General features: G+C 70.7%; 20 protein-coding genes. 8 read left to right on the top strand and 12 right to left on the bottom strand.

All coding sequences use genetic code 11. The features are described from left to right. Positions 1-17: 17 nt before the first annotated feature. The 8 genes from FB558_RS00605 to FB558_RS00570 all read left to right on the top strand — a co-directional run bounded on the left by FB558_RS00605 (position 18) and on the right by FB558_RS00570 (position 8874). Positions 18-1148 (top strand): acyl-CoA dehydrogenase family protein, encoded by a 1131-nt coding sequence (locus tag FB558_RS00605; RefSeq protein WP_094931950.1) that lies wholly within the window; start codon positions 18-20, stop codon positions 1146-1148. Next, positions 1145-2359, top strand: coding sequence for a CaiB/BaiF CoA transferase family protein (locus tag FB558_RS00600; RefSeq protein ID WP_094931952.1), 1215 nt, complete (start codon positions 1145-1147; stop codon positions 2357-2359). The genes FB558_RS00605 and FB558_RS00600 overlap by 4 nt, the downstream gene beginning before the upstream one ends. Next, complete coding sequence (locus FB558_RS00595) at positions 2356-3471, top strand: zinc-binding dehydrogenase (RefSeq protein WP_142047104.1); 1116 nt, start codon at positions 2356-2358, stop codon at positions 3469-3471. The genes FB558_RS00600 and FB558_RS00595 overlap by 4 nt, the downstream gene beginning before the upstream one ends. Beyond that, positions 3468-4574 (top strand): glycoside hydrolase family 88 protein, encoded by a 1107-nt coding sequence (locus tag FB558_RS00590; protein ID WP_246106181.1) that lies wholly within the window; start codon positions 3468-3470, stop codon positions 4572-4574. Before FB558_RS00595 ends, FB558_RS00590 begins: the two co-directional genes overlap by 4 nt. Positions 4575-4650: 76 nt before the next feature. After that, a complete protein-coding gene (locus FB558_RS00585) occupies positions 4651-5814 on the top strand; it encodes a GAF domain-containing sensor histidine kinase (RefSeq protein ID WP_094931956.1) in 1164 nt (387 codons plus the stop codon). Then, positions 5807-6448: a response regulator gene (locus FB558_RS00580; RefSeq protein ID WP_094931958.1), complete on the top strand. Its 642-nt coding sequence runs from the start codon at positions 5807-5809 to the stop codon at positions 6446-6448. Before FB558_RS00585 ends, FB558_RS00580 begins: the two co-directional genes overlap by 8 nt. 69 nt (positions 6449-6517) lie before the next feature. Further along, entirely contained in the window at positions 6518-7501 is a 984-nt protein-coding gene (locus FB558_RS00575) for an AMP-binding protein (RefSeq protein ID WP_142047102.1), read from the top strand. Positions 7502-7551: 50 nt separating this feature from the next. Further along, positions 7552-8874: an MFS transporter gene (locus tag FB558_RS00570; protein WP_142047100.1), complete on the top strand. Its 1323-nt coding sequence runs from the start codon at positions 7552-7554 to the stop codon at positions 8872-8874. Between the two features lie 211 nt (positions 8875-9085). On the opposite strand, the gene FB558_RS00565 is transcribed toward FB558_RS00570, so the two are convergent. The 12 genes from FB558_RS00565 to FB558_RS00510 form a co-directional block, all read right to left on the bottom strand. Next, entirely contained in the window at positions 9086-10147 is a 1062-nt protein-coding gene (locus tag FB558_RS00565) for an Ldh family oxidoreductase (RefSeq protein ID WP_211365928.1), read from the bottom strand. Positions 10148-10295: 148 nt separating this feature from the next. Continuing rightward, complete coding sequence (locus FB558_RS00560; RefSeq protein ID WP_142047098.1) at positions 10296-11039, bottom strand: ribonuclease activity regulator RraA; 744 nt, start codon at positions 11037-11039, stop codon at positions 10296-10298. Between the two features lie 38 nt (positions 11040-11077). Further along, complete coding sequence (locus FB558_RS00555) at positions 11078-12355, bottom strand: TRAP transporter large permease (protein WP_142047096.1); 1278 nt, start codon at positions 12353-12355, stop codon at positions 11078-11080. Further along, positions 12352-12864, bottom strand: a complete 513-nt coding sequence (locus FB558_RS00550) for a TRAP transporter small permease (protein WP_170231139.1) — start codon at positions 12862-12864, stop codon at positions 12352-12354. The genes FB558_RS00555 and FB558_RS00550 overlap by 4 nt, the downstream gene beginning before the upstream one ends. Before the next feature lie 38 nt (positions 12865-12902). Beyond that, positions 12903-13925 carry a TRAP transporter substrate-binding protein gene (locus FB558_RS00545; protein ID WP_142047092.1) on the bottom strand — a complete coding sequence of 341 codons (1023 nt, stop codon included), beginning with the start codon at positions 13923-13925 and terminating at the stop codon, positions 12903-12905. 157 nt (positions 13926-14082) lie between these two features. Next, positions 14083-14799, bottom strand: a complete 717-nt coding sequence (locus tag FB558_RS00540; RefSeq protein ID WP_170231138.1) for a FadR/GntR family transcriptional regulator — start codon at positions 14797-14799, stop codon at positions 14083-14085. Positions 14800-15244: 445 nt separating this feature from the next. Next, complete coding sequence (locus tag FB558_RS00535) at positions 15245-16216, bottom strand: nucleoside hydrolase (protein ID WP_170231137.1); 972 nt, start codon at positions 16214-16216, stop codon at positions 15245-15247. Positions 16217-16236: 20 nt separating this feature from the next. Further along, on the bottom strand, positions 16237-16959 hold the full coding sequence (locus FB558_RS00530; RefSeq protein ID WP_142047086.1) for an aspartate/glutamate racemase family protein: 723 nt from the start codon (positions 16957-16959) through the stop codon (positions 16237-16239). Positions 16960-16981: 22 nt separating this feature from the next. Continuing rightward, positions 16982-18223 (bottom strand): Zn-dependent hydrolase, encoded by a 1242-nt coding sequence (locus FB558_RS00525; protein ID WP_142047084.1) that lies wholly within the window; start codon positions 18221-18223, stop codon positions 16982-16984. A 41-nt stretch (positions 18224-18264) separates the two neighbouring features. Further along, complete coding sequence (locus FB558_RS00520; protein WP_170231136.1) at positions 18265-20112, bottom strand: helix-turn-helix domain-containing protein; 1848 nt, start codon at positions 20110-20112, stop codon at positions 18265-18267. Between the two features lie 75 nt (positions 20113-20187). Then, a complete protein-coding gene (locus FB558_RS00515; RefSeq protein ID WP_211365925.1) occupies positions 20188-22056 on the bottom strand; it encodes a hydantoinase B/oxoprolinase family protein in 1869 nt (622 codons plus the stop codon). Then, positions 22053-24113, bottom strand: a complete 2061-nt coding sequence (locus FB558_RS00510) for a hydantoinase/oxoprolinase family protein (RefSeq protein WP_142047080.1) — start codon at positions 24111-24113, stop codon at positions 22053-22055. Before FB558_RS00510 ends, FB558_RS00515 begins: the two co-directional genes overlap by 4 nt. Positions 24114-24653 lie beyond the last annotated feature (540 nt).

Here is a 24653-nt window from a genome sequence, read left to right as displayed (position 1 = left end):
CCGAGGAGCGAGAACGAATGCAGACCGAGTACGACGACTTTCGCAGCAGCGTGCGGCGGCTCGCGGCCGACAAGGTCGCCCCCCACGCCGCGGACGTGGACGACCAGGAGCGGTTCCCTCAGGAGGCGTGGGATGCGCTGTGCGCGGCGGACCTCCCGGGCCTGCCTTACGACGAGGAGCTGGGAGGTTCCGGTGCCGACCTGCTTTCGCAGGTGATCGCGGTGGAGGAGGTCGCGGCGGCCTGCGCCAGCTCGGCGCTGGTGCTGCTCGTCAACTGGGCGGGCACGTCCACCGTCGTCAGCCAGGGTTCGGACGAGCTGCGTTCCGAGGTCGTCCCGCGCGTCGCGAGCGGCGAGGCCGGAGCGGCGTGGTGCATGACCGAGCCGACTGTCGGCTCGGACCTGTCCGGCATCAGGACGAGCGCGGTACGGGACGGCGGCGATTGGGTGCTGAACGGCCAGAAGCGCTTCATCAGCAACGCGCCCTGGGCCGACTGGTACGCGATCCTCGCCCGGACCGGAGAACGGGACTTCGGCGTCCTCATGGTCCACCGCCACGACCCCGGCATCTCCTTCGGCCCGCACGAGAAGAAGATGGGCATGCGGGGCAGCCCCACCACCGACGTCGCCCTGGACGACTGCCGCGTGCCCGCCCGTCGGGTCGTGGGCGATCCCGTGCAGGGGTACCGCTACATCAACGGCGAGCTCAACGGCAGCCGCGCGCTGATTGCCGCACAGGCGCTGGGGATCGCGCAGGGTGCTTTCGACGCGGCCGTCGCCTATACCGGTCAGCGGGAGCAGTTCGGCCAGCAGCTCTCCCGGTTCCAGATGCTCCGCGGGATGGTCGCCGACATGGCCGTGAAGATCGAGTCGGCGCGCGCGCTGCTCTACGACGCGGTCCGCCTGATCTCCGACGACGATCCGCGTGCCCGGGCCCGGGTCTCCATGGCCAAACTGCTGTGCAGCGACAACGCCATGTCGGTGGCCACGGACGCGGTGCAGCTGCACGGTGGGTATGGGTTCGTGCGGGACTACCCGGTCGAACGAATGATGCGCGACGTCAAGATCACGCAGATCTACGAGGGCACCAACCAGATCCAGCGTCTGGTGATCGCCAAGGACGTCTACGCCGGGCAGGCGCGGGCATGACGCGCGCGCTGGAGGGGATCCGTGTCCTCGACCTCGGCGAGATCATGCAGGGGCCGCTTGCGGCGCAGGTGCTCGGCGACTTCGGGGCCGACGTCGTCAAGGTCGAGCGCGGGGTGGCGGGCGACATGATGCGCTCGCTGGACCGCGATGCCATCGAGGCGGGCGAGCCGTCCTCCTACTACGTGGCGGTGAACCGCAACAAGCGCAGCGTCTCGCTGAACCTCAAGACGCGCGAGGGGCTGGCGGCGCTGCACCGTCTGCTGGAGCGCGCCGACGTACTGGTGCACAGCTACCGGCCGGCCGCGGTGCGCCGCCTCGGCCTGTCCTACGAGGAGCTGGCCGACCGCTACCCGCGGTTGGTCTACGCGTCCGCGTCCGGTTTCGGGGAGACCGGGCCGTACGCGCACAAGGCGGGCCAGGACATGCTCGCGCAGTCGCTGAGCGGGATGGCCCGGACGGTGGGGGACCCCGGTCTTGCGGCGCACATCTCACCGGTGCCGGTGGTTGACTACGCCTCCGGGATGGCGCTGGCCCAAGGGATCCTCGCGGCGCTGCTCGAGCGGGAGCGTTCGGGGCGCGGGCAGCATGTGAGTGTCAACCTCTTGGACACCGCGATGGCGCTGCAGACGCTGGAGAGCGCGTCGATGCTGATGTATGGGCGCGAGACGAACTGGGTGACCGACTGGTACAGCGGTGTCTTCGAGACGAGCGACGGAATGGTCACGGTGCTCGGCCTGTTCCGGGAGAACGCGCTGCACCTGGTGTGCAAGGCGCTCGACCTAGAGGACCTGAGCAGGCGGCCGGAGTTCGGCACCGCGAGCCTGCAGGCGCGCAACAAGGAGCGGGCCAACGAACTGCTGCGCGACGCCGTTCGTGCCTTGACCACCGAGGACGCCATCCAGCGGTTCGACTCCGCGGACCTGCTGTCCGCGCCGCTGCTGACGCTGGACGAGGCGCTGCGCCACCCGCAGGTGCTCGCGAACGGCACGATCACCCGGGTCGAAGTGGCCGGCAGCACGTCGACCCGGATCCTCGGCAACCCGGTCACGCTCTCCCGGACCCCCGCGCGGATCACCCGGGGCGTCGCTGCCGTCGGCGAGCACACCGAACCCGTCCTGCGGGAGTCCGGCTTCGGGGACTCCGACATCAACGCGCTGCGGGCGAGCGGGGCGATTCGCGACCGCGGCGAGCGCAAGGAGGTCACCCCATGAGCCGGCCCAGCGCCATCGTGCTGCACGAGTTCGGCACGGATCTGGAACTCCGCACGTTCCCACAGGCGGTGCCCGAGCCGGGCGCGGTGCTCGCCGACGTCACGCACGCCGGCGTCTGCGGCACCGACATGCACTTGCAGCAGGGGCGGCTGGCGATCCCGCTGCCGATCGTGCTCGGTCACGAGGCGGTCGGGCGGGTCCGCGCGCTCGGTGCGGGCGTGCGCACCGACGCCACCGGCGCGCCGCTGTGCGTGGGCGACCTGGTGTCGTGGGCATCGAACATCCCGTGCGGCGCGTGCACCGCCTGCGGTGCCGACGGCGCGCCTTCGCTCTGCGAGACGCGGCGGGTCTACGGCATCAACCAGGGCTGCGCGCAGCCGCCGCACGTGTCCGGCGGCTGGTCCGAGCAGATCTACCTGCAGCCCGGCTCGACGATCGTGCGGGTGCCCGACGGCGTCGGGCCGGAAGAGGTGATCGCGCTCGGCTGCGCGGGCCCGACCGTGACTCACGCGCTGCGCGACGTTGCGCAGGTGCGCGAGGGGGATGTGGTCGTGGTCCAGGGCAGTGGCCCGGTCGGCATGGCGGCGGCGATGCTCGCCGCGGTCGCCGGGGCGCGCCGGGTGGTCGTCGTGGGCGGCCCCGCGAACCGGCTCGAGACCGCGCGGCGGATCGGCGTCGGTGACGTGCACATCGACATCGGCGCCGAGACCGACCCGCGGGGCCGGCTGGCACGCGTGCTCGCCGAGACAGCGGACGGTCGCGGCGCGGATCTGGTCATCGAAGCCACGGGCGTGCCGTCCGCGGTGGCCGAGGGGATCGACATGGCCCGGCGGGGCGGCACGTACCTGGTGGTCGGCCAGTACACCGACCACGGCGAGACGCCGATCAACCCGCACCACATCACCCGCAAGCAGCTGCGGGTCCTGGGCAGTTGGGCGTTCTCGCCGCAGAACCACGTCGACTACGTGCTGTCGGTTCCCGCGCTGGCCGCCCGCTTCGACCTGCCGGCGCTGCTGACGGCCTATCCGCTCGAGCGGGCCAACGACGCGCTGGCGGACATGCGCGCGGGGCGCACGCTCAAGCCGGTGCTGGTGAACGGGGCACGGACGTGAGCGGGGAGCAGCTGCGGCGGATCGACGACGGGGTGCGTCAGATGCTGTCCCGCGTCAACGCAACCGCGGCCGAGGCCGACACCGGGTTCCCGCACTACGCGGAGACCGCGGGCGGGCGGTGGACACGCACCCCGGATGGGTTCTGGACCGGCGGGTTCTGGGGCGGCCTGCTCGCGCTGAGCGCACTCGGTTCCGGTGACCGGTCCTACGCCGGGCTGGCCGAGGACGTGGCGCGTCGGCTCGTCCCACGGGCGAGATCGGACACCGCCTTCCGCGGATTCCTGTTCTTCTACGGGGCGGGCGTCGCGCAGTTGACCGCGCCGAGCGACGCGGCGCGAGATGCCGCGCTGGCCGGTGCCCGGGGCCTCGCGGCGAGCTTCCACCACGCCGCCGGGCTCATCCCGCTGGGCACGCAGGCCGAGGAGGCCGGCGCCGTCGGGCGGGGCGCCGCGAACATCGACGCCGTGCCGGGGACGGTCGCCCTCCTCGCGTGGGCGGCCGGCGAGCTCGGCGAACCCGCGCTCCTCGACATGGCCCGCCGGCATGCGCAGCGCCACGTCGAGTACTGCGTCCGCTCCGACGGCTCCATCTGCCAGTCGGCGGCGTTCGACGAGCGGGATGGGAGCCTGCTGCGCCGCTACACGCACAAGGGGCGCTCGGACGACAGCACGTGGGCGCGGGCCCAGGCCTGGGCGATGCTGGGCTTCGCGCAGGCGGGCCGGTGGGTGTCGCCGGACTTCCTGCCCACCGCGGTGACCGTCGCGGACTGGTGGATCGAGAACCTGCCGGCCGACCGTGTCGCGCTGTGGGACTTCGATGCCGGCCGCGACGAGCCGCGGGACACCTCGGCGACCGCGATCGCCGCTGCGGCGCTGCTCAAGCTCGCGGCGCTGCTGCCGGACCGCTCGCACTACCGGGAGCACGCGGCGGCGATGGTGGACATGCTGGTTGCCGGCCACCTCACCCCGTCCGGCGCGCTCAGCGGCGGGTGCTTCGACCCCACACGGGGCGTGGCGACCGACAGCGAGCTGGTATGGGGTGACTACTTTCTGCTGGAGAGTCTCCTGGCGCTACGGGGCAGGATCGAGCCCGCATCGCTGTGACCCGTGTTGCCTGTGACCTGTGAGGGCCTGACTCCCGAAACGTAGGGTCGGGCGACGAGGAACGAGGAGACGAGCGATGTCGCTGCCGTCCGGAGGCGAGACCGACGCCGTGCTCGACGAGCTGGCCGTCCGGCACTCCGAGCTGCTCGTGCTGCAGGACGACTCGGTCGCGATGCAGGCGGTCGCGCGCCGTCTGCGGGAGCTCGGCGGATTCGACATGTCGCTGGTCGGCCGCGTCGAGGCCGGCAGGCGGATGGTGCACCGCAGCTGGCAGGGCACCCAGAGCACGGCGCTGCACCGGCTCGTCGTGCCCGAGGGGATCGGCCTGGGTGGGAAGAGCATCGCGCTGCGCAAGCCGGTCTGGGTGCGGGACTACCTCGCGTCGACGACGATCAGCCACGAGTTCGACGAGCTGGTGGACCGGGAGGGCCTGCGCGCCATGCTGGCCGTTCCGATGGTCTACGACGGCGCGGTGCTCGGCGCCGTGTACGTCGGGGTGCGGGAGAAGGTCTCCTTCGGCGACGGGGTGATCGCGCGGGTCGAGCAGGAGGCGGCAGGGGCCTCGATCAGTCTCGTCAGCTCGCACCGCGCCAAAATGCGGACGGACCTGACACTGGACGCCGACCGGCGGCGGCTGGCGGCCGACCTGCACGACTCGGTCAGCCCGGTGCTGTTCCGCATCGGTGCCGAGCTGCGAAGCCTGCGGTCGGTGCAGGACCTTGACCGCATCCGTGGGCGGCTCGACGAGGTCGAGCGCCAGGTCCAGTCGGTGAACGCGGCGCTGCGCACCTCGCTGGCCCGGCTCACCGAACAGCCGGCGGAGCGGCAGCTCGCCGTCGCGATCCAGGAGGACTGCGAGGCGTTCGAGGAGCGGACCGGGATCCCGGCCCGCTATGTTGCGCTCGCCGAGATCCCGGAGCTGCCGCCCAGCAGGGTCGAGGCGCTCACCGGCGTCGTGCGGGAGGCCCTGGTCAACGTCGAGAAGCACGCCCGCGCATGCACCGTGGTGGTGAGCGTCGTGGTCACCGGCAACGCGCTGACGGTGGCCGTCGCTGACGACGGGCAGGGCAGCCAGGACGGCGGCACCGCGCCGGAGAAGGCCGGTCATCTCGGGCTCCCGCTGGCAGCCCGGCGCATGGAGCGCGTCGGGGGCGGGTTGTCGGTCATCGGCAATGAGGACGGCGGCGTCACGGTGCGGGCGTGGGTGCCGCAGGCCAGCGAGGAGGCGACCGATGATTGAGCAGGCCCGTGTGCAGGTGCGGGTGCTGGTCGTCGACGACCACCCGGTGATCCGCGACGGGGTGGAGTTGCTGGCCGCAGAGGACCCGACCATCACCGTGGTGGGCGGCGCCGGCACCGGGCACGAGGCCCTGCAGGTTGCCCAGCAGGTGGCTGCGGACGTGATCCTGCTCGACCTGCGCCTGCCCGATATGCCGGCGCCGGAGTTGGTGACCCGGCTGCGGCGGGTGGCGCCGAACGCCAAGATCCTGCTGTTCACCGCGTTCGCCGACCACGGCGCCATCGACGTGCTGATCGACGCCGGAGCCGATGGATGCCTGGTCAAGGACATCACCGGCGGCGACTTCGCCACCGCGGTGCACCGGGTCGCGCACGGCGTCCGGGTCGTCGACCCGCGGCTGACCGGCCGACACACCTCGGCCACACCCGAACTGCTGTTCCGGGTCGGGCTGACCCGTCGCGAGTACGAGGTGCTCCGATTCGCGGCGATGGGACACAGCAACCCCGAGATCGCCGACGAGCTCGCACTCGCCCGGAACACCGTCAAGACGTATCTGCAGACCGCGATGCAGAAGCTGAATGCGCGCAACAGGGTCGAAGCTATTGCGAAAGCGCACCAGTTGCGGCTGCTCTGAAAAGTTGTGGTCTGACCGGAGTTCTTGTCTAAGGTCGATGCTGTCCGACAAGGCGCGGAGGTGCTGTAAATGAACGGCTGTCGGGTGCGCGAGACGCCGCCGAGAACGAGTTTTGACTCGGTTTTCTACGCCGAGTGGGAGCGGTGGCGAGAAAGGCCCGCAATGGTGTGGGTCCCGCGGGTCGGCCCGCCGCTGCTGCGCACCGTCGGCCATTTCTCGGACATGGCGAGGCGCGTCGCGAACGTGCTCGACGGTCTGGGCGTGACGCCCGACGACCGGATCGCGCTGGCGCTGCCGCCGGTTCCCGAGTGGTGGGAGCTGGCGGCCGGGGCGGCGCATGCGGGCGTTCCCTTCGCGCCGCTGCCCGAAGGTGGCGGCATGCCGGACCTGGTGGCCGCGGTGCGCGCCGTGGCCGCGACGGTCCTCGTGCTCGACGGCGCGCGGTCGGAACTCGTTCAGGCGGTCCGGGAGGGATGTCCCTCGGTGCGCCGGGTGATCCGGGTGCGCGGTCCGTCGGTACCCGCCATGGGTGGTGTCGTGGACTACGGGTCGGCGATCTGGGCCGTCATGCACTCCTCGGACTCGGACCACGACGCCCCTCCGTCCCGCGGTCCGGTGGTGCTGACCCACGACGATGCGGCGACCGTCACCGCGCGCGGGTACGAGGAGATACGCGAGGCGCAGGACCGGCTCGCCGCGCGGCGCTGGACCCGGCCGAAGCCGGACCTGCATTTGAACCTCGTGCCGTCGCACACCCTCGCCGGCGTGGTGTTCGCGCTGTTCGAGCCCTGGTCGGCCGGCGCCGCGATCCTGGTCGACGAGATCGCGGCGGATCTGACGGCCTCTACGGACTCCGGGACCGTCGCACGGGTCGCCGCGCTCGTGGACCGCTTCCCTGTGTCCACCCTGTCCGTCCCTGCCTCCGCGCACGCCGCGCTCGGCGCGGGAGGTGCCGTGCTGAGAACCGACACCGCGCTCGGGCTCGACCGGGCGGAACCGGTCGTGGTCGCGCGGATCCTCCCCGGAACCACGTTGTATCGCACATTCCGATGAACTTCCGGGCGCCCGGCAATGGCCGTCCGACACACGCTGAAGGAGCTCGCATGCCTCTCGTCACGCGCAGTGGGAAAGTGGGTCTGGCCAGTGCCGTCGGAACGACGGTGGAATGGTACGACTTCTTCATCTACGGTACCGCGGCCGGGTTGGTCTTCAACCACCTGTTCTTTCCGCAGTTCGACCCGCTGATCGGCACCCTCCTGGCTTTCGCCACGTTCTCCGCGGCGTTCGTGGCACGGCCGATCGGGGGTGTGCTGTTCGGGCACTTCGGCGACCGGATCGGTCGCAAGTCGATGCTGGTGCTGACCCTCACCATCATGGGGGCGACCACGTTCGCGGTCGGTCTCCTGCCGAGCTACGACACGATCGGCATCGCCGCTCCGATCCTCCTGGTGAGCCTGCGCTTCATCCAGGGGCTCTCGCTCGGCGGCGAGTACGGCGGTGCGGTACTGATGGCGGTCGAGCACGCGCCGGCCGGCCGGCGCGGGTACTACGGGAGCTGGGTGCACATGGGGGTGCCGGCCGGCTTGATGCTCGGCAACGCGGTCTTCCTCGCATTCGGGGCGATGTCACCCGAGAGCTTCTTGCAGTGGGGCTGGCGAATCCCGTTCCTGATCGGTGGCGTCTTCGTGCTCTTCGGGCTCGTGATGCGCCTGAAGCTCGGCGAGAGCCCCAACTTCGCCGCGCTCAAGGAGAGCGACGACGTCGTGAAGCTGCCGATCGCCGTGGTGCTGCGCAAGTACCCGAAGCAGGTGCTGCTGACCGGCGGGGCGTACCTGGCGATCGGCGTGACCTTCTACGTCACCACGGTGTTCGGCCTGAGTTATGGCACCCAGCAGCTCGGCTTCAGCCGCAACGCGATGCTCGTCTTCGTCCTGGTGGCCATGGCTGTGACGTTCTTCGCGCTGCCGGTGTTCGGCAGCCTGTCCGACCGGGTCGGGCGGAAACCGGTGTTCGTCGGCGGCGTGATCGCGATGGGGGCCATGGTGTTCCCGTGGTTCTGGTCGCTCAACTCGGGCTCGCACGTGCTCGCCATGCTCGGCTACGTGCTGGCCTGCGTCGCCTTCGCGGCGTCGTACGGGCCGCTCGCGGCCTTCTTCGCCGAGTCGTTCGAGACCCGGATCCGGTACTCCGGCATCTCCTTCGGCTACACCCTGGGCACCCTGGCGAGCAGCGCGGTGGCGCCGATCGTCGCGACATGGCTTCTCGACGCCACGGGCGGTTACGAGTGGATTGCGTGGTACATGATCGCGATGATCGTGGTTTCGCTCCTCTGCACGCTCGCGCTCACCGAGACCTCCACCGCGGAGCTGCCCGACGGGCACCCTCGCGCACGGGCCGGTGAGGTGTCCCGGTCGACGGCGGATTAAGCCTGCCCGGTGGGCGCTCCGCCTGCAGTTCGGTGGCGGTGCGCGCGCCGCAGACTAAGGTGGGAGCGCTGTCAGCCGCGAAACATCGGTGACGTCCCTGCGTCCCCCCACGGGCAGGTTCCTCACGAGGTCTCCGCTCACCGACAAGCAGGCGAAGATGGACTTTCCGAACTAGCTCCCACGGATGTTGGCGAGCAGGCCGTTGGTTCGCTCAGACGGCCAGCATCTGATGGACGCCGTAGCGCCTGGCCGTGGTGAGTAGTTCTTCGTGGATGGCGGGCGAGAGCCGGATGCCGGCACTTGCGCGGTGGCTGGCTCTGCGGTTCTCCACGTCACCGGGCATCAGCACCTCGGTGAAGCCTTCGGCCGGGGCGCTGTCCCGGGTCTCATGCTCCCGCATGTGCATGCGGTCGAGGAACTCCTCCATCGGTGTCATGGCCGCGATGTCGACCGCGGCGAAGAAGTGGCCGAGCCGCTGCGGTTCGGGGTCGGCGTACATCCGGGGCATGTGCGCGCCGAACCGCGCGCCGGTCAGCACACCAGCGAGTACGTCGATCATCATGGCCAGCCCGGAACCTTTCGGGCCTGCCATCGGTAGCAGCACCCCGTCCCATGCCTGCTTCGCGTCTGTCGTGGGTGCACCGTCCGCGGTGAGCGCCCACCCCTCGGGGATCGGCTCGCCGTTCTTCGCCGCAAGCAGGATCTTCCCGCGCGCCTGCGAGCTGGTCGCCATGTCGAGGACCACGGGAGCGCCGGAACGGGTGGGCGCGCCCATCGCGATCGGGTTGGTGCCCAGCGAGGGTTCGCGGGAACCGAACGGCGCCATCACCGGGGAGCCGTTCGTCGCCGCGATACCAACCATGCCGGCTTCCGCGATACGGGAGACCCAGTACCTGCCGGTGCCGTTGTGGTTGGAGTTGCGGACTCCGACCCAGGCACTGCCGTGCTCGCGAGCCTTGCCGATCGCCAGCTCCACCGCGCGCGCCGACGCCACCTGGCCCCAGCCGTTGCCGGCGTCCAGGAGCGCTGTCGTGGACGTTTCACTGACGATCTCCAGCCGCGTCCTCCGCTCGATCAGGCCGTCATCCAGCCGACCCAGGTAGTCGCTGATGCGGGACACGCCGTGCGATCCCACGCCGCAGAGATCGGCGGCCACGAGGGATTCGGCAACCACGACAGCCTCGGTCTGCGGCAGCCCGGCTGCGACGAGCACCCGGCTGCAGAACTCCTCGAGCCGGTACGGGTCCACAGTGACGCTCTTCTGGTCTTTCACAGAGATCCTCAGGGTTTGCGGAACGGGGCGGGAGGAGACGCCGGCCAGCGCGAGCGTTCTCCGCGCGACTGACACGATCCCTTAGGGGATGTGGACGTTCTTCGTGAGCGCGAGCAGATGCGCGAGTTGTGGTCTCGGCGACGACTTGTCATGCCCGGGTCGCGGGTCGGTCTCGTCGCCACTGCTCGAACTCGGCCAACGTGGCCTCGTTCGGCGGGTAGAGGCCGTTGATGCCGCCGCCCGCGTCGACCTTCGCGAGGATGAACTCCTCCAGGACCTCTTGCTCGTACGCGTCGTGGGCCACCTCCTCGGCCATCGCCGCCGGAATGACGACCACCCCCTCAGCATCACCGACCAGCACGTCGCCGGGCATGACGAGAACGCCGGCGCAGCCGATGGGCACGTTCATGTCGACCGGGTGGTGTATGACGGAGGACGTGGTGGCGTGGGCTGCGCGCACGTAGGTCGAGATCGGCAGCTCGGAGAATCCGCCCAGGTCGCGTAGGGCACCGTCGGTGACGATCCCGGCCGCGCCGCGCCGGGTGATTCGCGTGGCGAGGATGTGCCCGAGCGAGGCGGAGCGGGTCTCGCCACGGGCGTCGATGACCAGCACCTCGTCGGGGCCGATCGCCTCGACGGCGAGCCGCTGCACGTCGGTGCTGTTGTCGTAGTGGACGGCGGAGCCGCGGTCCTCCCGTGCCGGCGCGTAGCGCAGGGTGAACGCGTAGCCCACCATTCGCAGGTCCGGGCGCAGGACCTGCAGGCCGCCGAGGAAGGTGTTGCGTAGACCGCGCTTGAGCAGCTGTGTGGTGAGGGTTGCCGTCGACGTGCCCTTCAGACGTCGGGTCGCCTCCGCGCTGAGGGTATGCGGGCGGGTGGGGTGCTTCTCCACAGGAGTTCTCCGGTACGGGTAGAGGGGTGGGACGGGGATCAGTCCGCGAGCAGGCCGGGCAGCCACATCACCCAGCTGGGGAAGACGACGGCCAGGATCACGACGGCGATCATCGCGGCCATGAACGGCACGCAGCCGCGGGCGACTTCGATGACGTTCGTGCGGCCGATGCCGGCGGTGATGAACAGGACCATCCCGACCGGCGGTGTGACGAGGCCGATCATCAGCACCAGCACCATGACGAGGCCGAAGTGCACCGGGTCCACCCCGAGCGCGGTGACCACCGGCAGCAGCACCGGCGTCAGGATGATGATCAGTGGTGTCGCCTCGATGAACAGGCCGAGGAACAGCAGCAACAAGGAGACGAGCAGCAGCACGACGGTCGGGCTGTCGGTCATGGCGCCGATCACGGTCGCAAGCTGTCCCGCGACCTGCGAGTAGGTCATCAGCCAGGCGAACAGGCCCGCTGCGCCGATCGCGAAGAGGATGACCGCCGAGTTCTTCGCGGAGGTGAGCAGGATGCCCGGCAGCTGTCGGACGTCCAGCTCCCGGTAGATCGCGATGGACACGACGAGGGCATACAGCACTGCGACGCCGGCTGCCTCCGTCGCCGTGAAGACGCCGGAGAGGATACCGCCGAGGATGATCACTGGCATCACCAGCGCGAAGAACGCGTCCCGGAAGGCCTGGGCCCGCTCACGCCACGACCGGCGCCGCTCCTTGGGGAAGCCGTTCCTACGGGCCAGCATCGCGATGACGACCATGAAGAAGAGCGCCATCGCGATGCCCGGCACCGCGCCCGCCGCGAACATCTGGCTGACCGAGACGCCGGCGAGTGTCGCGTAGAGGATGAACGGAATGCTCGGTGGGATCACCGGGCCGACCGTGCTGGACGCGGCGACGACCGCGGTCGAGAAGCGGGTCGTGTACCCGGCGCGCTGCATGGAGCGGATCAGCACCGACCCGGTACCCGCGGCATCTGCCAGAGCCGAGCCGGAGATCCCTGCCATGCCGACATTCGTCACCACCGTGACGTAGGCCAGCCCGCCGCGGAATTGACCGATCGCGCTCTGCACGAAGGTGACGAGTCTGCCGGTGATGCCGCCGGCGTTCATCAGCTCGCCGGCCAGCAGGAACAGCGGGATGGCGAGCCAGGTGAAGTGGTTGAGGCCCTGGAAGACCCGCTGCGGCACCAGTTCGAGGGGTAGCGTACCGGTGGTGAGGATGTAGAGGATCGAGGACAGCAGCATGCTGAATCCGAGCGGAACGCCGAGTAGGAGCAGCACCAGGAATCCGACGAGGAAGACCTCGATCATGACGCAGCACCCTCCTGCCCAGCAGGGGATGCGGCGCCGGGCTCGTCGCCGTCGGGGATGGCGCGCGGGTAGTCGTTCCAGTGGGTGATTCGGTCGATCAGCTGTGGAACGAGGTAGCACGCCATCACCGCGCCGGTGACCGGCATGGCCGCGTAGATCCAGGCGATGGACTGGGCGAGTGCGGGCGAGACAGTGCCCCAGGACAGCTCGGTGAAGACGATTCCGTACCAGACCAGCAGGACCGCGGTGATCAGCAGGCTTGCGGTCGTCAGGAGTCCGATCACCCGTTGCAGCTGTACGGGAAACCGGACGAGCAGGACGTCGATACGCAGGTGGGCATGCTCGTGGATGGCCAGGGCACATCCCACGAAGGTCAGGTAGACGAGCAGGTAGCGCGCGAGCTCCTCGGTCCACGGAACGGGCGATCCGAGGACGTACCTGCTGAATACCTGGACCGCGATGGTGGCGACGAGCCCGATCATCACCGCGATGAGCAGCAGCTCGAGCAACTGGGCGAGTCGTCGTTGCAGCATCAGTGATGCGCGCATCACGCTGCCTCCCGGACCCGCTCGTAGAGGCCGGACTGCCACAGCCCTTCGGTCTCCAGCCGGCGTGCGGTATCGAGGCAGATCTCCTCGAACCGTGCGATGTCGACGTCTTCTACAACGGCCATCCCGTCGTCGCGCAACGCCGCCCGCGCGGTGCTCTCGATGTCCTGGACCGCGCGTTTCTCGAACGTTCCTGCATCCACGACTGCCTGATGGAGCAGATCTTGCTCGGCAGCCGACAGTTGCTGCCAAGTGCGCTCGCTGACGGCCATGAGGAAGGCCGCGTACTGGTGGCTGGTCATGCTCACGTGGGACTGGACCTCGCTCATGGACTGGCTCTCGATGAGCTCGAGCGGATTCTCCTGGGCGTCGACGACGCCCTGTTCCAGGGCGGTGAACAGCTCGCCGAGGGCCATCGGCGTCGGGCTCGCCCCGAGCGAGCGCCACGACTCGATGTAGGTCCGTCCTTCCGGGCAGCGCAACTTGAGACCTCTGAGGTCAGCGGGTTCCCGGATGGGCCGGTTAGCCGTGACCTGTCGGGCGCCCCGGTGCCACCAGTCGAGGATGCGGCCCCGCTTGGCCTCGAGCAGCGCCGCGGCCACCTCACGGCCGATTGCTCCGTGGAACACCGCGTCGAGGTGGGACAGGTCGCGGATCGCGTAGTACATCTGCACGCCGGCGAACTGCGGGGTGAAGAAGCTGATCGGGCCAACACCGGTCAGGGCCATGTCGATCGAGCCGATGTGCAGGCCCTCCCACAGATCCTGTTCCCCGCCCAACAGGCCGTTCGGCTGCGGAAGGATCCGCAGCGTGTCACTACGTTCGGCGACGAGCTCAGCCAGGCGCACTGCGCCGGCGTGACCGGGATCGCCCTCGCTCATGATGTAGCCCAGCCGGAGGAGACGGCGACCGTCCTCGTCGAATGTCGTCCGAGTCCCGCACGCGGCGGTGGCGAGGAGCGCAGCTCCTGCGGCCGTTCCGGTCCAGCGCAGGAGACTGCGCCGGGACAAGCGTCTGATCATGAGCCACCCTTCGTCGTCGTTGTCGTGCGATGGCGTTGCTCGGTCGGGGACATGCCCGTCCGCGCCGCGGGCCGCGTGAGGCCGACAGCGGGCGTGTGTGAGCCGGGCGCGGGCCGTCGGCCGGGGCGCCCTGATCGGTGGTCGTAGAGGAGGAGGTCTAGCCGGCGGGCCTGGTCAGCTCGGCGTCGATCCGCTCCGCGATGTACGTGCGCACCCCGAGCAGGTGCGCGTGCATGAGGTCGCGGGCCTTGACGGGGTCGCCCTCGCGCACCGCCGCGAGGATCTCGTGGTGGTCATGCTGGTCGCGTGGCCGACCCTCGTTGTCGTAGAAGGACAGGACTGCCAGTTGCTCGAAGGAGTACAGCTCCACGTACGACTCGATGGTCTGGGCCAGTACGCGGTTGCCCGATAGGGCGGCCAGCGAGCAGTGGAATCGCATGTTCAGATCGTGCAAGATCTCGTCGTCGCCGCTGAGGTGCTGCTGAGCTCGGCGCAGCAGGACTTCGACGGCGGCTATGGGCGTGCGGTCGTGGGCGGCCGCCGCAAGTCCGGCCAGATGCGGCTCGATGAGCAGGCGCGCGTCGAGGAGGTCGAGCACGGTTGACGCCTCGATCTCGCCGTAGCCCCGGTTCGCCATGACCATGCGCTCGCGTCCGTTGCGGACGTAGATCCCGGAGCCGTGACGGATCTCGACCGCTCCGTTCGCCTCCAGCCGTTGTAGCGCCTCGCGCATCGTCTGGGTCGCCACGTCGAAGCGCTCGGCGAGGGCCTTCATGGACGGCAGCCGGTCGCCCGGCTGCAGCCCGTCCTGCTCGATGAGCCGAAGGGTGTGCCGGCTCAGGGCCTCCACCAAGCCTGTCCGGGGGATCGCCACATGTCCTCCAGTCATCCAATGACTCGATGATGATGGAACACGGGGACTTTCCCGTCAAGGTGGAGCAGCGGTTCTTTCGGAGTCCTCGCCCGGCCGGCTCGGGATCGGGCTGGAGCAGCAGATCAACGGTGATCCGGAAGCTCCGCACCGGGATCCCGATGGGCCGGCTCGCCACGCTGGAGGACGTCGTCGACCTTGCGGTCGTGCTCGCCCCCGACGTCCCGGTTCGGCACCGGCCAGTCGTGGCACGTCGACGGCGGACAGACCCTGCCGTAGCCAGTACTGGCTGGTGCCGACCGCCCTTCGCCGGTGCCGGGCCGCTCGAAGCGGGTGCAGTCGTTAGGCGTGCGCGGACCGGACCGGCCTTCCCGGCCCGATGGCGTACCACAGGGGGAGACCACCGGTGGGCGGCCGCCCCTGTCTTGGCCGCCGCCGACCCGGCTGCTCAGCGGCCGTCGATGATCCGGTCGGCGAAGAGCTGCGTGAACCGCTCGGCGTCCACGTCGACGGCGACGTTCATGTTGGGCGCCTTCTTCTTCGGGATGGTGCGCAGGATGTCGTGGCGGACGAGCAGGTCGCGCGGCACGAGCGTGGGCGCGTACTCCGTGGCCACGTGGAGGCGCGCCGAGGTGATGAGGCCGGGGTCGTACGCGACGGCGACGGTCAGCGGGTCGTGCAGCCAGATGCCGGTGAACTCGGTCGGGATGCCGACGCTGAGGTAGATCAGGCGCTCCTGCTCCGGCCACGGCGCGAGGATCCGTGACACCATCTGCGCCGACCGGCTCGTGGCGGCCTCCATGGCCTCGATGTGCCGCTTCGCCATGGGCACGCGGAGGGTGACGTCGATCGGCACGAGGGTGGTGTTCGCGCCCGAGTTCATGACGATCTTCGCAGCGACCGGGTCGTTGTTGAGGTTGTACTCCTCGACGGGGGAGCGGGTGATCCCCTTCTCGTCGACGACCGGCACGATCACGCCGCCCATGATGATCAAGTGCTTGAGGTTCGTGACGAACGTGGGGTCCTGGCGGATCGCCGCCGCCACGTTGGTCACCGCGCCCAGCGTGCAGATCGTGATCTCGCCCGGGTTCTCCCGGACCATCCGGACGAGGAAGTCCACGGCCGACCCGGGCTCCGGCTGCTTCTCCGGCCGCCCGTCGTCGAAGACGCCCTGGCCCTCGAAGCCGAACATCAGCGCCTCGGCCTCACCGAGCGGATCGCGGATTCCCGCGTAGACCGGCACTTCGGGCATGCCGACGAACTCCAGGATCTTGCACGCGATCTCGGCCCGCAGCGCGGTGTCGCCGTAGCACGTCGTGACGCCCTCGAACCGCACCTCGGGCGAGTTCGCCGCCAGCAGCACGGCGAACGCGTCGTCGTAGTAGGTGCCGATGTCGGTGTCGATGATGAGTCGTTCCACTGCGCCTGCTCCTCCTCCTGTCATCCGGCGGGGATACCCAGCCGGGCGAGACGACCGGGTGCCATTGCGTAGGCGCCGGCCTTGCTCGTGGTGATGCCGTAGCGGTGGCAGGCCTCTGCGAGCGTGACCGCGCAGCCGCACCCGTCCAGCACCGGCACGCCGAGCTCGTCCTGCAGCCGCTTGTCCAGCGGGCCCATGCCGGCGCAGCCGAGCACGATCGCCTCCGCCCCGTCCTCGTCGACGGCGCGCCTGCTCTCCTCGACGAGGACGCGTTCGGCGTGGGCGAAGTCCTGCTCGATCTCCAGCACGGAGAGCGAGGTGGCCCGGATCGAGGCGCAGCGCTGCGACATCCCAGCGAGGGCGACCATGTCGCGGAGCATCGGTATGACGCTGTCGATCACCGTCACGATCGAGAACCGGTGCGCGACCAGGCACGCCATGTGCATGGCGGCCTCGGCGATGCCGATCACCGGCGCGTCGGTGATCTGACGGGCGGCGTGCAGTCCGGGGTCGCCCGCGCACGCGATGACGAACGCGTCGTAGTCGCCGCGGTGCTCGGCGATGGTCTGCAGCATCGCGGCGGCCGCGACGTGGTCCTCCGCGTACGTCTCGATCGACGGCGGGCCCCACGCGGGGTTGATCGCGGTCACCTCGGTGTCGTTCGCGGCGACCGCGCGGCAGGCCTCGCCGATCGCGGCGGTCATGCTCTCGGTGGTGTTGGGGTTGACGACGAGGATGCGCACGGAGCCTCCAGTCTTCGGCCGGTCAGTAGGCGATATCCCGCAACGTGCCGGCCAGGACGGACGCCCCGACGGCGCAGTCCTCGGCCGGGGTGTACTCCTCGGGGCAGTGCGAGCGCCCCTCGACGCTCGGCACGAAGATCATCGCGGTGGGCACGTGCGGTGCCCACATCTGGCTGTCGTGCCCGGCGCCGCTGGGCATCGGGCGCGCCGACACCCCCTGCCCCTCGGCGGCCTCCGCGATCACCTTCTGCAGCGGTTCGTCCATCGGTGCGGGCGCCACGGCCTTGGTGTCGTCGAGGGTGACCTCGAGACCGCGCCGCGTCGCGATCCGCTCGCATTCCTGGCGGATCCGTCCGGCGAGCCGGTCCAGCGTCGCCTCACCGGGATGGCGCAGGTCGATGGAGAACGTGACGCGTTCGGGCACGATGTTCACCCCGCCCGGGTGCACCTGCCACATCCCGCAGGTCGCGACCGCCGGGCGGCCCTCGGCCTCGGCGAGTGCGGTCGCGGCCTGCGTCATCTCGGCGGCGCCCTGCATGGCGTCGAGCCGCAGGTCCATCGGCGTCGCCCCGGCGTGGTCCGCCCGCCCGGTCACGGTGACGTCCAACCAGCGCAGACCGGTGATCGCCGAGACGACGCCGATCTGCGTGCCCTCGTCGTACAGCACCCGGCCCTGCTCGATGTGCAGCTCGACGAACGCCTCGACGTCGGTGCGCCGTGCCGATCCGATCGCGGCCGGGTCCAGCCCGACCCGGCGCATCGCGGCGGCGAGCGTGACGCCGTCGGCGTCGCGCAGGGTGTCGGGCTCGTCGGGACCGATGGTGCCGAGCATCGCCCGCGAGCCGAAGAAGTCCGCGGCGAACCGGCTGCTCTCCTCCTCGCACAGGGCCACGAGCTCGAGCGACCTGCGCGGCCGTCCGCATGTCCGGATCAGCTCCTCGATCGCGGCGAGCCCGGTCAGGATGCCGAGGGCCCCGTCGTACCTGCCCCCGAAGCGCACGGTGTCGATGTGCGAGCCGGTGAGCACCGTCGACGCGCTCTCGGTGCCGGGGAGCCTGCCGAAGACGTTGCCCACCGCGTCGGTGCGGACCTGCAGGCCCACCTCGGTCATCCAGCGCGCGACCAGCGCGCCCGCCGCGCGCCATGCGTCGTCGTAGGCGAAGCGGATCAGCCCGCCGCCGGGCTGCTGCTCACCGACCCTGCCCAGCTCGGTGACGAGCTCCTCCATGCGCCGGGTCGCGACCTTGGGGAAGGGATCGGACACGGGTGTCCTCCAGACTGCTCGTTCGTTCGGGGGTGGGCCGGTCAGTCCCGGCCGAGGGAGTCGGACAGCGCGGCGCTGTCGTGGATGCGCAGGCACAGCTCGAGGGTCAGCCGGTCCTGCGGTGCGGACAGGCGGAGACCGGACAGCTCCTCGAGCCTGCCGAGGCGGTACTGCACGGTGTGCGGGTGCACGGACAGCGCCCGCGCGGCGGCCTTCGTCGCGCCGCCGTGGTCCAGATACGCGCGCAAGGTCGGCAGCATCGACGTGCCCCGGTCGCGGTCGTAGCGCAGCACCGCGCCGAGGGCGTCCTCGCACATCCGCAGCACGTCGGCCGCCTTCGCGCTGCGCAGGATCAGCCGGTAGGCGCCGAGGCTGCGCACGGTGTGCACCGGGTTCGCGTTCCGCACCTGGCGGTGCAGCTCGGCCACGAGTCGCGACTCGGCGAGGGCGTCGGCGAACTCGGTGGGTGTGTCGACCGCGTCGGAGACCACGAAGCTCGCCTGCCACGCCGGGTCCAGGAGCGCGAACCGCTGCGTCGCCGCGCGCAGCCGTCGCCGCAGGTTCTCCTCGTCGTCCGGCCCCGCCCACACGAGGACCACGTGATGGTCGCGCACGGTTGCGGCGAGGAGGGGTCTCCCTCCGATGTCGCCGTCGCCGAGTTCGTGCTGCGCGCACGCCAGCAGGGCCCGTAGCTGCCGGTGGTCGACGGCAGGCTGCACCCGGTACTGGAGGGAACTGTGTTGGAGGCGGCCGACCGCCACGAGGAACGGGCCCTGCGCGCCGCCGGGAGCGACCCCCTGCACGAGCAGCTCGAGGGTGTCCGCCTGCGTGCGGATGCGCCCCTCCTCGCGGGCGCGCTGCTCCACCAGCTCGGTCGCGGCGATGTGAGCCGCCGACGACACGGCGGCGGCGTGCACCTCGTCGGGCGCGGTGTCGCCGAACAGGGCGCACAGGAAGCCCAGGATCTCCGAGCCGCCGGGGATCGGCGCGACGAGCAGGACCCGCCCCGCACCGAGATCGGCGCGCTGCGGGCTCCGGGTCGCCTCGGCCTCGTGCACCGCCGTCCCGATCACCTCGCGGTGCTCGTCGTCGATGTCGCCGACGGTCAACGCGTCGGTGGGCGGTTGTGCGATGCGGACGGCGCGCAGCGAATCGCAGAGGAAGACGCCGGCCCGGCACAGCCGGGCCAGCCGCGCGACGAGCGCGTCCGCCGAGAGCCCCTCCCGGACGATGTCGGCGAGCGCCTCCTGCACCTGGACCCGCCGTTCCAGCTGGTCACGCTGCTCGCTGACGAGCTGGTTCACCGTCTCCAGCCGCATCCGCGCCGCCCGCTCGGACGCGAAGAGCCGGGCGTTCACCATCGCGATCGCCGCGCCCTGCGCCAGCCCCTCGAACAGCCGCAGATCGAACTGGTTGAACACCTGCGGCGTCGAGAAGTTCTCGACGATCATCGCCCCGATCGGGCCGTCGTGGGTCAGGAGGGGTGCGACGAGCGCGCTGTGCGGGTACTCGATCCCGCCCGCCGCGGCGGCGAGCAGCCGATGGCTGGCCGGGGCGAGGTCCTGCTGGGGGGCCAGCGACTCCTGCGTCCGGTACAGCACCGATCTGCGCTCCTGGAACGCGCGTCCGGTGAGGCTCTCGCCAGGTGCCAGCTCGATCTTGTAGATGCTCGGGCCGAAGCCGATGGCGTGGCGCACCACCAGTCGCTCGCGATCGGTGTCGTAGAGCAGCAGCACGCCGGCATCGGCGGCCGGGATGATCCGGATCGCCTCGCGCAGGATCCGGTGGGTCAGCGCGTCGGCGTCGAGCGTCGAGGCCAGCGAGCGGTTGATCTCGATGATCGCCTCGAGCCGGTCGATCCTGGTGGGCTCCTCGGCGTCGTATGGCACCGGGACATCGTGCTCCGCGCGGAATCGGTGCGCACGGCCCTCCGGTGCTGCGTTCAGCAGGACGGACACGACCGGTCAGCCCAGCGTGCCCGAGGGCACCGATGCCCACGGCGGCCGGTGCTCGGCTGCGTCCGCCCCGCGCAACCGCTCCCGCAACGCCGCCGTGGCCTGCTCGTCCACCGCGTTCCCCGCGGGCACGACGCCGTAGCGCGAGCGCGCGGTCTCCTCGCTCAGGTAGCCGTCGAGCAGGTCGGACAGCACCAGCTCGGGGTCGCGCTCCAGCGGGTCGCCGTAACCGCCGCCGCACGGGCTCAGCGTGCGGATGACGTCACCCTCCTGGGCCCTGCGCCCCTGCAGCTTCGAGGGCAGCGCCTCGACCGTGCCGTCGGCCCGCACGAAATCGACACCGCCGGGGGAGCCGTTCTGCCCGCCGAAGGCGCCCCACGGTGCGGAGGAGTTCCCGTCGCCCTCGAGGTTCATCATCCCGGGCGCGAGGAACTCGATCTCGCGCACCGTGCCCATCCCGCCGCGCCACCGGCCCGCGCCACTGCGGTCGGTGCGCAGCTCGTAGCGGCGCACCCGCAGCGGGTAGTGCGCCTCGATGTCCTCGACCGGGTTGTTGCGGGTGTTGGCGTAGAGCGTGTCCATCGCGTCGATGCCGTCGCGCTCCAACATCCCGCCGTAGGCGCCCTCACTGATGTCCATGTAGACCCAATACTTCTCGCCGTTCAGCCCGCTGTACGCGATGACCTTGAGGTTGCCGACGCCCGCCGAGACGCGGTCGCCGCAGATGGGGGACAGGGCGTGCATCAGGGTGTCGGCGACGACGTTGCCGGGACAGAACCGGGCGATCGTCGCGGCGGGGAAGACCGGGTTGGCCATGCTGCCGCGCTCGGCGACGATCCGGACCGGCCGGACGAGCCCGGAGTTCTGCGGCATGTCCTCGTGAGTGGCCTGGTCGAGCAGGATCGAACGCAGCGTCACGTAGACGGCGATGTCCACGGTGCCGACGAAGGGCATGTTGATGGCCTTCTCCGCGACCTGCGGTGCGGTGCCGGTCAGGTCGACGGTCAGCGTGTCGCCCTCGATGGTGACGGCCACCTTCACCGGCAGCAGCCTGCGCTCCGGGTCCGGGTCGTCGGCGAACCCGTCGACGTACCCGGTGGCGCGGTAGACGCCGTCGGGCAGCCCGGCGATCTGGTCGCGCAGGACGCGCTCGGAGTAGTTCATCAACTCCTCGCACGCGTCCTCGACGGTCGCCCTGCCGTACTGCTCGAGCAGTTCCACGTAGCGTCGGGCGCCGACGCGTGCGGCCGCGATCTGCGCCTCCATGTCGCCGACCACCATGTCGGCGCTGCGGATGTTGTCGCGCAGCAGCTGCCAGATGCCCGCGTTCGGCTCGCCGCGCTCGTAGACCTTCACGGCGCGGAACTGCAGCCCTTCGGCGTAGGCGTCGGTGGCGTCGACGATGCCCACCGAACCCGGCACGAGCGCGCCGAGGTCGAGGTGGTGCGCGGTCGTGACGCTGTACCCGACGAGTGCGCCCTCGTGGAAGATCGGCACGCAGAAGGCCACGTCCGGCTGGTGCGAGGCGCCGTGGAACGACGAGTTGTGCATGATCACGTCGCCCTCGTGCCAGGTCTGGCCCCGCTCGGCGAGGATCTGCTCGATCCCGCGCACGTAGCCGGGGATCGGCCCGAGCTGCAGCGGCGTCGACAGCGGGCACTCGCAGACCTGCCTGCCCCGCGCGTCGAGGATCGCGGCGCCGAAGTCCTCGGACTCCCGGATCACCGACGAGTACGCCATCCTGCTGAGCTTGTGCCCGACCTCGAGCACGATGCTCTCCAGGGCGCCCGCGATGACCCGGGTGGTGATCGGGTCGAGGGCCCGCTCCAGTGCGGTGCCGCGCGGGTACTCGATGACGTCGACCTGCTTCGCGCTCACCGCTCACCTCCGACGTGGATCAGGATGTCGCCGGTGCCGAGCACTTCGGCGTGTGCGCCCGGCGGGACGACCGTGGTCGAGTCCATCTGCAGCACCACGGCGGGTCCCTCCAGGACCGCGCCCGCGCCGAGCTTCGAGCGCTCGTAGAACGTGGTCGGGAGTGGCCGCAGCTCGCCGTCGACCGTGAACAGCGCCGGGTCGGTGGCGACCACCGCCGTGCTCGCGTCGGGGTCCGCGGCGACGGAGAAGGCCGGCAGCTTGGGCAGCCTGCCCCGCGCGATGACCCGCACGTTGATCAGCTCGATCGGGCTGTCTGGGAACGCGTGGCCGTACTCCTCGGCGTGCAGCTCGTGGAAGCGCTTCCAGCAGCGGTGCACCGCCTCCTCGTCCAGCGCCCCGTCGTCGAACGGGACCCGCAGCTCGTAGCCCTGGCCGAGGTAGCGGCAGTCGGCGTAGCGCTCGAAGGACATGTCCTCGGCGGCGACCCCGTCGGTGACGAGGTGGGTCCGCGCCTCCGCGGTCAGCTCGGTGAGGACGGCGTCGAGCTCGGTGCCGCGTACGTCGTCGCCGAGCAGGAACATCGTGCGCAGCAGGTCGTACTTGAGGTCGCCGGCGAGCAGACCCATCGCCGAGGTGATCCCGGGATAGCGGGGCACGAGGACCTCGGGCAGCCCGAGCGACGCCGCGACCTCCGCCGCGTGCAGCGGCCCGGCGCCCCCGAAGGCGACCAGCGTGAACGCGCGCGGGTCCTTGCCCTTCTGGATCGTGCGGGTGCGGATCGCGTTGGCCATGTTGTGGTTGACGATCGTCAGCACGCCCGCGGCGGTCCGCTCCGGCGTCATGCCCAGCGGCTCGCCGAGCGCCCGCAGCGCCTCGATCGCCGGCTCGGGGCGCAGTGCGGTCGACCCGGCCAGTGTGCGGTCGGTCCGCAGCCTGCCGAGAACGAGGTTGGCGTCGGTGACCGTCGGCTCCGTGCCGCCCTGCCCGTAGCAGGCCGGGCCGGGGACGGCGCCCGCGCTGCGCGGGCCGACCCGGAACGCGCCGCCCCTGTCCACGTGGGCGACGCTGCCGCCGCCCGCGCCGACGGTGTGGACGTCGATCATCGGCACCACGATCGGCAGCCCCGCGATCCAGGTGTCCCGCGGTGCGGACTCCATGATGCTGCGGCCGGTCACGATGCCGATGTCGGCGCTGGTGCCCCCGACGTCGAAGGTCACCAGGTTGTCGCGGCCGCACGCGCTGCCCACGTGGGCACCGGCAAGGACCCCCGCAGCGGGCCCGCTCATCAGCAGCGTCACCGGGTACTCGGCGGCGAAGCGCGGGGTGGCGGCACCGCCGTTGGAGCGCATAATGCGCAGCTCCGCGTCGAGCCCGGCGTCGGCGAGGCGCGAGCCGAGCCTGCCGATGTAGCGCTGCACCGTCGGGCCGACGAACCCGTTCACGGCGGCCGCGGTGAAGCGCTCGTACTCGCGGAACTGCGGCGAGACTCCCGAGGAGGTCGTGACGAAGGCGGCGGGGAACACCTCCCGGACCAGCTCGGCGGCGCGCCGCTCGTGCTCGGGGTTGCGGTAGCTGTTGAGGAAGGCGATGACCACCGACTCGACGCCCTGGTCGGCGAGCTCCGCGGCGGCCCTGCGCACCTCGTCCTCGTCGAGGGATGTGATCACCTCGCCGCGGGCGTCGATCCGCTCGTGCACGACCTTGCGGTGCCTGCGCCGGATGAGCGCCTGGTCCTGCCACGGGATCTGCTGGCGGATCGAGTAGTGCAGGGGTCGCTGGTGGCGGGCGATGTGCAGGACGTCGCGGAACCCGGCGGTGGTGATCAGCCCGGTCGACGCGCCGTCGTGCTGGAGCAGTGCGTTGGTGGCGATCGTGGTGCCGTGCGCGAGGAAGTCGAGGCGGGCGCCGGCCACCGCGGCGGACACCCCGTCGACGAGCCCCACGGAGTGGTCGTGCGGCGTGCTCGGGACCTTGTGGACGGCGATGTCGCCGCTGGCGGTGTCGAAGGCGATGATGTCGGTGTGGGTCCCGCCCACGTCGACGCCGGTGATCTTCATGCACGCGTCCCTTCCGGCCGATCTTTCGCCCAGGCTAGGAAGGCGGACGGCGCTCACCTATGGCCCTCGGGCCAGGACGGACCCCGATTCGTTGGCACATGGGCCAACGCTCAGCGGATCTCGGTGCCGGTTCCCGAAGGTGTTCACCGCTGAGGGCCGCGCGTGTCCTGTGCTCATGCAGGGGCGGGATGGAGGGTGGGGCCTCGTGCGGCCGACGGTGCGGGCCCACGTGTGCTGCGGTCGATCGGCGTGACCCCCACCCGCACCGACCTCGTTGTCGCGGCGCTCCGCGAGATGATCAACGGCGAGCGTTCCCTCCTCCGGGGGCGTGCGCAGCACTACCCGGGCAACGACTCGGACTCGCGCCGCAAGATATCGAGCACGCCCGCGGGCTGCACGAGCGGATCGGCTCGCCGATCTTGGTGCCGGGCAGCTGCAACTGGACCGCTGCGGAGCTCGACCCGCAGTGGACGATGGACGGGGTTTCGACCAGGCCGCGGTCGCAGCACTACATCGACACCTTCACCGAGCTGCTGTGTG

The organism is Pseudonocardia kunmingensis (assembly GCF_006716445.1).
Taxonomy (GTDB): domain Bacteria; phylum Actinomycetota; class Actinomycetes; order Mycobacteriales; family Pseudonocardiaceae; genus Pseudonocardia; species Pseudonocardia kunmingensis.
The sequence above is the reverse complement of the archived record's forward strand: the minus strand, read 5'-3'. Positions and strand labels throughout refer to the sequence as shown.

Excerpts from the sequence above, each read along its gene's own strand:
- FB558_RS00605 (WP_094931950.1), top strand. The coding sequence starts at position 18 with ATGCAGACCGAGTACGACGACTTTCGCAGCAGCGTGCGGCGGCTCGCG.
- FB558_RS00600 (WP_094931952.1), top strand. The coding sequence starts at position 1,145 with ATGACGCGCGCGCTGGAGGGGATCCGTGTCCTCGACCTCGGCGAGATC.
- FB558_RS00595 (WP_142047104.1), top strand. The coding sequence starts at position 2,356 with ATGAGCCGGCCCAGCGCCATCGTGCTGCACGAGTTCGGCACGGATCTG.
- FB558_RS00585 (WP_094931956.1), top strand. The coding sequence starts at position 4,651 with ATGTCGCTGCCGTCCGGAGGCGAGACCGACGCCGTGCTCGACGAGCTG.
- FB558_RS00580 (WP_094931958.1), top strand. The coding sequence starts at position 5,807 with ATGATTGAGCAGGCCCGTGTGCAGGTGCGGGTGCTGGTCGTCGACGAC.
- FB558_RS00575 (WP_142047102.1), top strand. The coding sequence starts at position 6,518 with ATGAACGGCTGTCGGGTGCGCGAGACGCCGCCGAGAACGAGTTTTGAC.
- FB558_RS00570 (WP_142047100.1), top strand. The coding sequence starts at position 7,552 with ATGCCTCTCGTCACGCGCAGTGGGAAAGTGGGTCTGGCCAGTGCCGTC.
- FB558_RS00555 (WP_142047096.1), bottom strand. The coding sequence starts at position 12,355 with ATGATCGAGGTCTTCCTCGTCGGATTCCTGGTGCTGCTCCTACTCGGC.
- FB558_RS00545 (WP_142047092.1), bottom strand. The coding sequence starts at position 13,925 with ATGATCAGACGCTTGTCCCGGCGCAGTCTCCTGCGCTGGACCGGAACG.
- FB558_RS00510 (WP_142047080.1), bottom strand. The coding sequence starts at position 24,113 with ATGAAGATCACCGGCGTCGACGTGGGCGGGACCCACACCGACATCATC.